We start from the raw sequence: 11,538 nt of genomic DNA on the forward strand, positions 1-11,538 counted from the left end.
AGACCAGGTCGTTTCAACAGCAGGTTTCAAACAGCACAGCCCAATGCGAGGCATTGGGCTGTGCTGGCGGTATTGCCGGATGGAGGGGGAATAAAAACTTCATGGATCAAAAGTTGCCCCATCGAAACCCTTACAGCATTCGATTGGCCCATCCTCTGCGCATAAGTTCCCCCTGAGGGCCAAACCATTTGTAATCGTCTTCAAAATTCTGGAAGCCTGTTGGCCAGGACCTGTTACCCGCAGCCCTTGCTGTTTCGTAAGCCTGGTAAGTCGAGGCCTCTACAATTCTTAATCGGGACGGGTTGTTAATACCTGTTTCAACAGCAACCTGCCAAGGATAATACTGCGGGTGATTGCCAGTAATGATTTGTCTCACTTCGTTGACATAGTTTGGGTTGTTGATAACCGGCCTCCGGTACTCGACCTGTATTCCATTTTCCATACCTCTGGTCCCGGAATAAGGCAGCTCTAATGGCTGGACCGCCGTGCTTGATGTCGGATTATATACGGCGGCTCTATTGGCTCTGTTGGTCTGTCCTATGTTCTGCAAGTCACCCCGGGACAAGTGCGGCAAAAAGCTGTCCCGGATCGGTGTTTGTTCCAGTAAATAGGCAAAGTTCATATTTTGCATTTGCGGGGGTGGGGCGCTCGTTGCCACTCGATGAGCCCTGCCGGGAAACGCCCGGTTACCCCCCGGAGCGCCCCCTGCATGTTGCAATTTATGCTGCCAGCTGCCCACAAACTTGCCGGCCTTTTTGACCCCCTTGGCGGCAGCCCCGGCCATAGACGGGGCCGCCGAGCCCAGAATCCGCCCGGCGTTTTCATTGCCGGTGGCCAGCAAGGCTATCGAGGCCACATCCGCTGCCAGCGACACCACACTCAAGGTCGCGGTGGTGACGGCCGTTACATAGCTGGCGGTCAGCGCCGCTGTAGGCGCGGCCAACGCACCTAGGGAGGCCACGGTGCCGATTACGGCCAGGGCGATGCCGGCCGCCGGCAACAGCCAGTCCAGCCACGAATGGCCCGATGGATCGATGCGGTTGACCGGATCCCCGGCGCAGTAGGCATAGCCATTGAGGCCGCCTTCGCCGAAGGGGCTGAGGCTGTCACGGCTGTGGAAACGCATCAGCACCGGGTTATAGATGCGGTAATCGCCGAGGAAGTACCAGCCGCTGTCCTGTTCGCGCAAGGCGCCGGCGTAGCCCAGTCGGCTGGTGCCGGGCTGGCTCTGGCCGTAGGCGCCGTAGACCGGGGTATTGATCCCGTCGTTGGCCTCAGTGGTTATCGAACCCTGGGCATCGGTGCCCAGCAGCATCACTTCGCGCACTGCCGAAGCGAGACGGCTTTCAGCCACCGGGACGTCACCGGCCCGTACCCAGCGGGTCTGGGTGTCTTCACCCAGCTCGCAGCTGAGCTGGCCGCCGGTGTGGTAACGCCAGCGCGGGCCGGTAGAGTCTTCGGTCTTGATGATGTTGCCCGCCGGGCCGTAGTGCCAGCGGCGTTCGCCGGTAGGCAGAGTTACCCCGATCAGTCGGCCCAGGGCGTCGTAGTGCAGTGGATTACCGCGCTCGTCGCGTTTGAGATTGCCCAGCGCGTCGTACTCCAGGGTTACCGGTGCCGGGTAATCGGCGCGGCTGTGGCTGACGCTGAGCAGCTGGGTGAGGTCGGCGGAGTTATAGGTAAATGTACTGATATTGCTGGCGCTGGCGTCGGCAAATACCGTTTCCAGTCGACGAATATTGTCGAGGGCGTCGTACTGGAAGTGCTGCTCGCGGTAGGTTTTGCCGTGGGCATCTTCGGGCAACGACGGGCCTGCAAGGCGATGGGCAATCATCCGTCCGCGCAGGTCGTAGTCGAAGCTTTCACTACGCACCAGAACACCGTCACGGGTCAGTTCACGCTGGGTCAGCTTGCCGTCTTTACGCCATTGCTGGGTCTGCACTTCTACATGCTGTGCATTCGGCGTTCGGGTAGCCGTTTCACGACGGGCCGGGCGGCCCAGGCTGTCGTAGCCCAGGGTTACGGTCATATCCCGCGAGCCATCGTTTGATTGGGTTCGCTGCTGGTGAATCCGCGAGGCCGCATCGTAGGAGAGGGTGACCGTGACGTCAGGGCCTTGCTGTTGAATCAAGCGACCCAATTCGTCGTACTGGCAGCGCTGTTCGGCACCGTCGGCATCGGTCAGGCGCGTGACTTTGCCCGCCGGGGTGGTGCTTTGCTGTTGCGAGCGCGGCTGATCGCCGTGCCAGGCGTAGTCGGCTTTGCTCAGTTGGCCGGACGGGGACCAGTGATCTTTTTGCAGACCCAGATTGCCCTGGGATTCCAGCAAACGGCCGCTTAGCGGATCGTATTGATTGAACACGCTGATGCCGGGGGCTTGCAGCGACAGCAATGCACCGCCCAGTTCCGGTTGGCGCTCACTCTTCACCCGGGTACCGTCGGGCAGGATTTGGGTATGGGCGTGAATTTCGCCTTCGGCATATTCCCATTCAGAGACACTCTGCCCGACCTTTTCCCACACCAGTCGGCCCAGGCCATCATATTTGCGCTCGCCCAGCAGGACTTCATTAGTGCCCAAAGACGGATGAGTGATCGAGACCGTGGCCGGTAAATCACCGTCATGGCCTTCGGCGTAGGTGCGTTTAATGAGGGAGCCATCAGGCAGCGTGGTGGATACCAGCCGGTCCCGCACATCCCATTCTTGGCGGGTCTCCCGGCCCATGGCATCGAACTGGCTGATGCAGCGGCCAAGGCCGTCATAGCTCCAGCTCAGTTCGTGCTGAAGTACGCCATCGGCGCAATACAGTCTCTCGGTCAGCGGCTTGCCATCCAGGGTATGGGTGGTCACGGTTTTGGCCCCGGCCACGCCATTGGCGTCGGTCTGCCAGCTGCTGCCGGTCAGGGCTACCGGGTCGGCGAGGGTATGTTGGGTGATACCGTCTGCGCCGGTTTCAGTCAGCACATTGCCCCAGTCATCAAAGGTGCGTTCAGTGGTCAGGCTCAGGGCCGGAACGTCTTCGTTACCGGGATCGTAAGTCGTTTCACGGAACACCCGGCCCAGCACGTCATATTCGGCGGTCCAGGCGGTATAGGTCTCACCGCTGTCGGTCTGTTTTTCACGGCGGATTTCCCGGGCCATGCCATCGAGCCAGACAGTTTCCTTACGCCCGGAAGCGCCGATTCGGGTCTGGCAGCGCTGGTTCGCTGACAACGAATAGGCCCAGTTGACCTTGGCCTCGAAGGCTGAATCCGGGGCCGCGACTTCCTGAGTCACACGCCCCAGGGCATCGTGGGCAAAGGCCATGCGCAGCTGCTCGTCGGTCTGTTCGGTGACCATTAGCCCCGAGTACAGATCCTGTGAGGATTGGGAGCTGGATTTATGTCCGTCGTGGCTGGTGATCGTGACCTTTTCCTGCAATACGGCACGTTCCAGCGAACGGGCGTTGCGGGCCTGAGTCAGGCTGTAGCTGTAGGCCCGGGTAGTGCTTTTACCCTCTACCGTTTGGGTTTCGCTGAGCATGCGAGCGTGATGGGGCGAGGCCGGATCGTTAATGAAATTTTGCGTCGAGCGGCCCAGTTCACTGGACTGATTGCCCTCAACCAGCAACAAACGTTCTTCACTGCTCTGGACAAAAGTCGGCAATGCAAACCCGGGAGCATCCTGACGCACCGGCAGCGCCTGATAACGGTAGCGGGTCTGCTTGACCGGGCCTTCGGTGCCGGGTGGCGGGCTGACCGTACGACTTTTCAGGCGGGTGATGCGGCCCAGTGGGTCGGCCGGGCAGTTGTCGCTCTCACCGGTTACCGGGTAGTACTCCGACTCTTCAATCCCGCCCAGGGCATTACGGTGCCACACCGGGTTACCCAGCTCGTCGTAGCGGGTTTCTTCTTCGGTAACAAGTTCTCGCAGCACCCGTTGGCCATCCAGCTGCGCCTTGCGGGTAATGACCTTGTGCGGGAACTGGAAGTAAGGCAGTTGCCGGGCAATGGGCAGCCAGGGCTCGTCGTAATAGGTGGTCTCGGTTTCCTGCAGGGTCTGGCCCTGCAAGGTGCGTTCGCGGGTCAGCAGGTGGAAGCGGTTAAAGGTGCGGCTGATGGTTTGCAGGGCCGTGCCCCGGGCATCCATCAGGGTTTCGGTGGAGCCATAAAGAAAATCGCCGGCACCGGTCAGGTGGTAGAGGTTGTCTTCGCGATTACGCCACTGACGTACCGCCGGCCAGCCAAAATAGTTATTGCTGCCATACAGGCCGTAGTCATAGCGAACCAGCTGCACCGGCTGGCCATCTCCCGGATCCTTGCGGGTCTGACTGACCACCGGCATCCGCGCAAACGGCGCCCCTGCAGGCAGGTTGAGGCCGTTGGCCTCGCTGTAGGTCACTTCCTCGGTGCTGCCGGTGGGCTGGGTGCATTTGTTCAGCAGCAACAGACCTGAATCACTGCGGGTGTATTCAAACTGCCAGCCATTATCGGGCAGGCCGTCCACTGTCACCCGGCGCAACTGCCCGGAGACCCGGTGAAAAGACATCACCACCTGTGCGGGGGTATCCGGCTGTAAGGTCAGATGGGTTGTCACGCCCTCGTAGGCCAGAGCCAGCACCGTGCGGCCTTGGGCATCACTGACTTTTTGCAGGTACGCCGCGTTGCCGACCGAACGCCAGTCAAAGGTCAAGGCGCTACCGTCGGCGCCCACCAGGGTGCTGACCACCCACAGGCTGGCATGCCCCGGCAAAGGAATCAGGCGCTCACAGCTGCCGTCGTTATGCCTGACCCACATTTCCTGACGCTGCACCGTGACCGTCACCACAGGCAAGCGCACATCGGGGAAACGCATGCTCTGGCCGACAATCTCACCGCGAAAACGCTCGCCGGAATTGAGTTGCAACTGCTGGCTGGCGCCATCCCAGGAGGTGGTACCGAGCATCCAGCCCAGACCGAAGCCCTGGTCGGCAGCCATCAACGGACTATGGCTCAGATGCAATTGGCCGATGGGCCCGCGCAAATCATTGGCGGCGCCGGTGGGCAGGCTGATCGAGGCCGAGAACGCACCGGTGCGCGGATCGACGCCGGCACTGATGCTGCTCATAAAGTTGTAGGCCCCGGAATATACGTCGCCACTGCTGAGCAGGCTGGCGGCGGACTGGATGTCGGGGGTATTTCCAGAGGGGTCAAACATGGTTGCTACTCCTTGGTTCGCTGAAACGGAGTGGCAACATAGAGGCGCAGACTTAAGGGAAACAATGAGCAAGGGCTGTAGGTGTCTTCGCGACAAGAAGCTGCACGATTGCAGCCAAGGTGCACCTGCAAAGCTGTCTGGATTTCGTTGCACGGGATGGGCGGGTCACAGGTTCTCGCTGGTAACGATCTGCAGCGGCACATGGATGCGGTGACGCAACGGATCAAACTGCGGCGCTGTTTGCAGTTCTACCAGCAAGTCCATCAGCGCCGTGGCGATCAGCCCGGGCTGGGAGTCCACCACTATGCGAATCAACCCCTGCTTGAGCGCCTGCTGCGACAGCTGCGTGGACTCCGGCAAGATACTGCACAGGCCCGGGCGAGCGGGCAACTGGGCCAGGGCGCGGATGATGCCGTCACCACCGCCGCCGACCACGCACAGGCCGCGTAAATCGGCATGTCGGGCCAGCAGGTCCAGGGCCGCTTCTTCGGTCACGTCATCGTTGTCCATATTGATCAGCGGATCGAGCAGTTTGAGCCCCGGTGCATGCTCTGTGAGGTAACTGCGCAAGCCATCGACCCGCGCCTGATGCCCCTGGAAGCGGTGGCCGCCCAGCAATACGCCGATGCTGCCCTTGCGCGCATTGCAGGTATGGGCCAGCAACCAGCCCATGGTGCGGCCCACCTGGAGATTGTCCACGCCGACATAGGCCTCCTGCGCCTGTTCGTGGATGTCTGACAGCAGGGCAATCACCGGCACTCCGGCTTCACGAATCTGGGCAATGCAGGCATTGATCTGCGGATGGGTGAAGCTGACCACCGCCAGGCCATCGTACTGCACTGCCATGTGCTCGATTTGCGCCACGATGGCGCCGGGGCTGCGGTCGATCACGTACTCGAAATGGCAGCTCAGGTTGGCCTCGAGCTGACGGCGGGCCGCTTCGCCAATGGCGGCCGCCAGATTGCCGTAGAACGCCTGGGCAGTACCCAGCAGCAGAATGCCGAAGCGATAAGTGGGGCGGCGCTCGCGGATGCGCTGGCCAATCAGGCGCGCGGCGAAATAACCGACTGCTTCGGCGGCCTGGAACACCTGTTCGGCAGTGTCCGGGTTGACCGGGGCCCGGGCATTGAGCACCCGGTCTACGGTGGCCACACTCAGCCCTGCCTGAGCGGCAACGGTGGCGATGGTGGGGCGTTTATTGTTGTCCATGGTCAGCCTTGAAGAAGGCCTTGATAGAAAACTATCAAGCTGCACTGGGCCACGATGATAGCTTGATAGGGAATCTATTCAAGGCATTGAGGGCCATGGCATGGCTGCTTATATTTTCTCCAGAACAATAATCAAGCCAGCGGAGAAACTGCCATGTCCCACTCCAGTTCAACCGAACACCGCGACTATCGATTGACCGGCCCTGAAGCCGCGAGGGCTGCCGAAAAAGGCCTGGTCTCGGCCAGCTGGTATCAATGCCCGATCTCCCGCAAGCGCCTCAAGGAATTGATGCAGCGTCGCGATGGCCCGGCCCTGCGTGACACCGCGTTGTGGATTCTGGCGCTGCTGGCAACCGGGTTCGGTGGCTACTGGTTCTGGGGCTCCTGGGCCTGTGTGCCATTTTTTATTGCCTACGGGGTGTTGTATGGCACCGCCTCCAATGCGCGCTGGCATGAAATGGGCCACGGCACGGCGTTCAAAACCCGCTGGATGAACGATGCGGTGTATCAGGTCGCCAGCTTCATGTGCCTGTTCGAGCCTCATGTCAGGCGCTGGAGCCATACCCGTCATCACACCGACACTATCGTGGTGGGGCGCGATCCGGAAATCGTCGAGCCGCGTCCACCAAGTCTGGTGCGCATGGCGCTGAGCCTGTTCAATCTGCCCCATGGGTTCAATACCCTGCGCTCGGTATTGCGCCATGCAGCCGGGCGTATGGATGACGAAGAGCAGAGTTTTATTCCGCAGTCTGAATGGCCGGCAGTGGTGCGCACGGCGCGGATCTGGCTGGTGATTTACGCCCTGGTGATCGGACTGGCGCTGTATCAGCACAGCTGGTTGCCACTGATGTTTATCGGCCTGCCAAGCCTGTATGGCGCGTGGCTGTCCTACCTGTTCGGGCTGTCGCAGCATGTGGGGCTGGCCGAGGATGTACTGGATCACCGCAGTAACTGCCGGACGATTTACATGAACCCGCTGCTGCGCTTTATCTACATGAACATGAACTATCACCTTGAGCACCACATGTACCCGATGGTGCCTTACCACGCCCTGGCACAGTTGCATGAGGAAATCCGCCACGACTGTCCGCCGCCGTATCCAGACCTGCTTGCTGCCTTCAAGGAAATCATCCCGACCGTTATGCAACAGCGTAAAGACCCCGGTTATTTCATTGATCGTCCCACAGGGCCGCGCACTGCTGCGCCAGCGCAAAACCAGGCTGTCCCCGGCTGATCGCGACCACAACTACAAGAGAGAAGATCATGAGCGAGCAATGGATCGACGTCTGCTGCGTGGACGACATAGATGAAGAAGATGTAATGCGTTTTGACCACGGCCAGCACACCTATGCCGTGTACCGGTCGGCCGATAGCGAGTTTTTCGCCACTGCCGGGCTGTGTACCCATGAGTCCATCCACCTGGCAGACGGGCTGGTGATGGACCACGTCATCGAGTGCCCCAAACATAACGGGCGTTTTGATTACCGTTCGGGCAAGGCGCTTGGGGCTCCGGTGTGCGTCAACCTCAAGACCTATCCGGTACGGGTCGAGGCCGGTCGTTTGTATCTTGGCGTACCGACTTGAGAGCGGGGAGCCAGACCATGGATACAGTCAATGCTCCACTGGTGATTATCGGCGCCGGCCATGCCGGCGGGCGTGCGGCCCTGACCTTGCGCAGCGAGGGATACAGCGGGCGGTTGATCCTGATCGGTGACGAAGCCCATGCACCTTATGAACGGCCACCACTGTCCAAGGGGTTGCTGCAGGGCACCACCGACCTGGCGGGTTGCAGCCTGTGCGACAGCACCCGGCTGGGTGAGCTGGACATTGAACACTGGACGGCCGTTCCGGTGCTGTCGCTGGCACCGGCGCAGCATGGGTTGCAACTGGCCGATGGCAGCTGGCTAGCCTACGGGCGGTTGTTGCTGGCAACGGGTGGACGGGCACGGCGCTTGCCCAACGTGCCGGAGCATATGGCCAATGTGCTGTATTTGCGCACCCATGATGAAGCTCTGACCCTGCGCAACGGATTGCGCCCCGGCTCGCGGCTGGTGGTTGTAGGCGGCGGCTTTATCGGCCTGGAAGTGGCCGCGACGGCGCGGTCCCTGGGCTGCAGTGTGACCTTGCTTGAAGCCGGGCCGCGTCTGGCCGGGCGGGTGTTGCCCGAGCGCTTGTCCGGGGTGTTGCTGGATTTGCATCGGGCCCGGGGTGTTGATGTGCGCTTGAACGTGGCCATTGAAGCGGTGCTGGGCGGCGAGCGGGCCGAGGCGGTACAACTGGTGGACGGCCAGTGCCTGCCCTGTGATCTGCTGGTAGTGGGGATCGGCATGCAACCCAATGTCGAGCTGGCCAGGACCGCCGGGCTCGATGTGGGGCAGGGCATTCGGGTCGATGGGCAATTGCAGAGCAGCGCGGCGGATATTTTTGCTGCGGGTGATGTATGTGAATTTCGCCTGCACCCCAGCGGTGAGTTCCAGCGTCAGGAAACCTGGCGTAATGCCGAGCACCAGGGCCATCACGCCGCCCTCAATCTGTTGGGCGCCGGGCTGCCCTTCAACAGCATTCCGGGGTTCTGGTCCGACCACTATGACTGGGGTTTACAAACCACGGGGCAGATCAGCAGCGCTGAGCCCTCCGCCAGCCGGGCCACGGCAGACGGTGGCTTTGTACTGTTCTACCTCGATGCCGGGCAGCGTTTGCTGGGTGCTTGCGGCTGGGGCATGGGCAACAGCATTGCCAGGGATATCAAGCTCTGCGAACGCCTGATCGCCTGCGGTACACCGCTTCAGGTGCCTGCACTGATGGATGCCGGTGTGTCGCTCAAACAACTGTTGAGGAACTGATATGCGTGAATTTCTGGTGTTTCAGTCACTCTGGGCCATGCAGGATCACAACGGCCAATGCGACCAGCCCCTGGAAGCCCAGCTGGATAAAATAGCGGCCGCCGGGTTTGACGGGGTCACCGATCACTTTTGGCTGCCCCAGCCTGCTGCACGCCTGCACCGCGCCGCCAGTGCCCGGGGGCTGCAGATCGAAGGTCAGGTGTTTCCACAATCGGTGGATGATCTGGCGGCCGCACTGGACGTGGCCACCCAATACGGCTGCCATCACCTGACGCTACAGGCCGATGTGCGGCCGCGCAGCCTGTCTCAGGCGGTGAAACTGGCCGAAGGCTGGCAGCGGCTGGCCGAACAGGTGGACTTTGCGGTGCTGCTGGAAACCCATCGCTATCGACTGACCAATGACCTGTTTTTTACCCTGGATCTGCTGGCCGAGATGCCCGACCTCAAGTTGCTGGCTGATTTGTCCCACTACGTGGTCGGCCGTGAGTTGCCGCTGCAGGCCCGCGCCGAGGACGACGCCATGATCCACACCATTTTGCGAAACAGTTGGGGCTTTCACGGCCGTGTCGCCTGTAGCGAGCAGGTGCAGGTGCCCATCAGCTTTGCCCGGCATCAGCCCTGGTTGCAGCGCTTTGTGGGCTGGTGGCAATACGGGATAGAGGACTGGCTGGCCCGCCCGGACACGCCCCCAAGCCTGTCCTTCACCTGTGAACTGGGCCCGCCGCCCTATGCCATCACCGGTGCAGACGGGCGTGACATCAGTGATCGCTGGGCCGAAGCCCTGATGCTCAAGGCGTTGATGCGCGAGGTTTGGCAGGACTGCCACAAGCGTTCCGAGACAGGCGCCGCCACAGCAACCGGCCCAGGGTAATCGACCAGTTGCACAGGGCGATCAGCAGAATGATCGACAGCAGGGCAGGGATGCCGTAGTTGACGATCACGTGCCCGGCCAGCCATGGAAACCCGAACACTCCGACAAAATAAGCCAGGCTGAACAGCACCAGTGACTGCGCCGTGTGCCCGGGGGGCGCTTCATTGGCAGCCTGGCCATTGATCACCGAGTAGGTCAGGCCGTAACCCACACCCAGGGTCATCGCGGCCAACAAATAAGTGCTGGCCGAATTGACGCAGAACATGAACATCAACACCGAGGCTACGATCATGGCCGTGAGGATGCAGGCCATCACGTAGGGGTCGCGCCTGACGATAAAGCCTGCGATCAACAGCCGGCAGGAAATGGCCGCGCCCATGAATCCCAGGAAAAACAACGAATAGTCCAGCTGCATGAGACTGGCGTAAGAGGTTTGAAAACTCGAGAGCCCGCCGAAGATCGCACCGCCCAGGCCGACCATGACAATCGCCCATACAGCCTTTGAACGCAGTACCAGACGCGCCGCCGGTAGGGTGATTTTGCACACACTGACGGGGCCGACAGTGGCGCTCTGGCGTTTTATTTTCGGGCCGAGCAACACAAATACCAGGCCGCCCAGAAGGCTGGCGACGGTAGCCACCACAAACGCCGATTCCACCGGATAGCCCATTGCCTCGCCAGCGCGTCCGACCAGTGGACCGCTACCGATCCCGCTCATCATGCTGCCTGACAGCAGGGCGAAGTATTTAACCCGGCGCGCGGGTTCAATCATCATGGCCACGATGATCGGGCCCAGGGTGTAAAACACCCCCCAGCCAAAGCCCAGCAGCAAACCGGATACCAGCACCGCAGCGCCAAATGTCGGGACCGTGGCGAAGCCCAGGCACGCTGCTGCCAGCAGTAGTGCGCCGGCGGCAATGGCTTTGGGCGCGCCGAACAAATCAGTCAGGTGCCCGGAAAAAATCACCGCAGCAAAGGTGCTGAGCATGGCCACCGAAATGATCGTGCCGGCGTCGGACTCGCTGCCCCCGTGCGCGCTGAGCACCATGGCCAGCAAGAAGGTGGTGCCGTAAGACACCGATAACAGGTAACTGCCCAGGCAGAAAAGACCGAACACACCCCGGGTTGGCGTTGCAGCGGCAGATGCAGTGGAGGGCATTCAGGGGGTTCCTCGGGGGTTCGGTTTTTGTTGTACGTGAGCGTCGAAGCTTAATAGCAGGCAACAGCACCAGGTCGTGTTGCAAACCTTTGGATCCTGACATCGCGAAGCATTAAACAAAGCGTGTTTCTTCAACCCTGAGAGCGTCTTTTGCGGCTGCGATGGAACCCGTGATTGAGGTTTAGTGGATCCAATGGCTCGGGACCGATAGCCGAATACCTGGAAATATCGCCCTCGGCCCCGGGGCGCAAGGAGATTGGTCGATAATCGCACGCTAATAGTGA

General features: G+C 60.9%; 7 protein-coding genes. 4 read left to right on the plus strand and 3 right to left on the minus strand.

Going from position 1 to position 11,538, the window contains the following annotated elements:
- Positions 1–130 precede the first annotated feature (130 nt).
- Positions 131–5,173 (minus strand): RHS repeat-associated core domain-containing protein, encoded by a 5,043-nt coding sequence (locus tag B195_RS10080; protein WP_100917158.1) that lies wholly within the window; start codon positions 5,171–5,173, stop codon positions 131–133.
- Between the two features lie 165 nt (positions 5,174–5,338).
- A complete protein-coding gene (locus B195_RS10085) occupies positions 5,339–6,382 on the minus strand; it encodes a LacI family DNA-binding transcriptional regulator (RefSeq protein ID WP_003444854.1) in 1,044 nt (347 codons plus the stop codon).
- 153 nt (positions 6,383–6,535) lie between these two features.
- Here B195_RS10085 and B195_RS10090 point away from each other — a divergent pair, with 153 nt between their 5' ends.
- Genes B195_RS10090 through B195_RS10105 form a run of 4 tightly spaced genes read left to right on the plus strand, consistent with a single transcriptional unit; the run spans position 6,536 to position 10,095 of the window.
- On the plus strand, positions 6,536–7,615 hold the full coding sequence (locus tag B195_RS10090; protein ID WP_003444855.1) for a fatty acid desaturase family protein: 1,080 nt from the start codon (positions 6,536–6,538) through the stop codon (positions 7,613–7,615).
- Between the two features lie 29 nt (positions 7,616–7,644).
- Positions 7,645–7,965: a MocE family 2Fe-2S type ferredoxin gene (locus B195_RS10095; protein ID WP_003444856.1), complete on the plus strand. Its 321-nt coding sequence runs from the start codon at positions 7,645–7,647 to the stop codon at positions 7,963–7,965.
- A gap of 17 nt (positions 7,966–7,982) precedes the next feature.
- Entirely contained in the window at positions 7,983–9,224 is a 1,242-nt protein-coding gene (locus B195_RS10100) for an NAD(P)/FAD-dependent oxidoreductase (RefSeq protein ID WP_003444857.1), read from the plus strand.
- Between the two features lies 1 nt (position 9,225).
- Positions 9,226–10,095, plus strand: a complete 870-nt coding sequence (locus B195_RS10105; protein WP_003444858.1) for a sugar phosphate isomerase/epimerase — start codon at positions 9,226–9,228, stop codon at positions 10,093–10,095.
- On the opposite strand, the gene B195_RS10110 is transcribed toward B195_RS10105, so the two are convergent.
- Positions 10,013–11,254 (minus strand): MFS transporter, encoded by a 1,242-nt coding sequence (locus B195_RS10110; protein ID WP_003444859.1) that lies wholly within the window; start codon positions 11,252–11,254, stop codon positions 10,013–10,015. The genes B195_RS10105 and B195_RS10110 overlap by 83 nt on opposite strands.
- Positions 11,255–11,538: the final 284 nt, after the last annotated feature.

It is taken from the genome of Pseudomonas sp. Lz4W (genome assembly GCF_000346225.2).
Lineage (GTDB): Bacteria > Pseudomonadota > Gammaproteobacteria > Pseudomonadales > Pseudomonadaceae > Aquipseudomonas > Aquipseudomonas paraversuta.

Coding starts and splice junctions, on each gene's coding strand:
- B195_RS10105 (WP_003444858.1), top strand. CDS start 9,226: ATGCGTGAATTTCTGGTGTTTCAGTCACTCTGGGCCATGCAGGATCAC.
- B195_RS10080 (WP_100917158.1), bottom strand. CDS start 5,173: ATGTTTGACCCCTCTGGAAATACCCCCGACATCCAGTCCGCCGCCAGC.
- B195_RS10085 (WP_003444854.1), bottom strand. CDS start 6,382: ATGGACAACAATAAACGCCCCACCATCGCCACCGTTGCCGCTCAGGCA.
- B195_RS10100 (WP_003444857.1), top strand. CDS start 7,983: ATGGATACAGTCAATGCTCCACTGGTGATTATCGGCGCCGGCCATGCC.
- B195_RS10090 (WP_003444855.1), top strand. CDS start 6,536: ATGTCCCACTCCAGTTCAACCGAACACCGCGACTATCGATTGACCGGC.
- B195_RS10095 (WP_003444856.1), top strand. CDS start 7,645: ATGAGCGAGCAATGGATCGACGTCTGCTGCGTGGACGACATAGATGAA.
- B195_RS10110 (WP_003444859.1), bottom strand. CDS start 11,254: ATGCCCTCCACTGCATCTGCCGCTGCAACGCCAACCCGGGGTGTGTTC.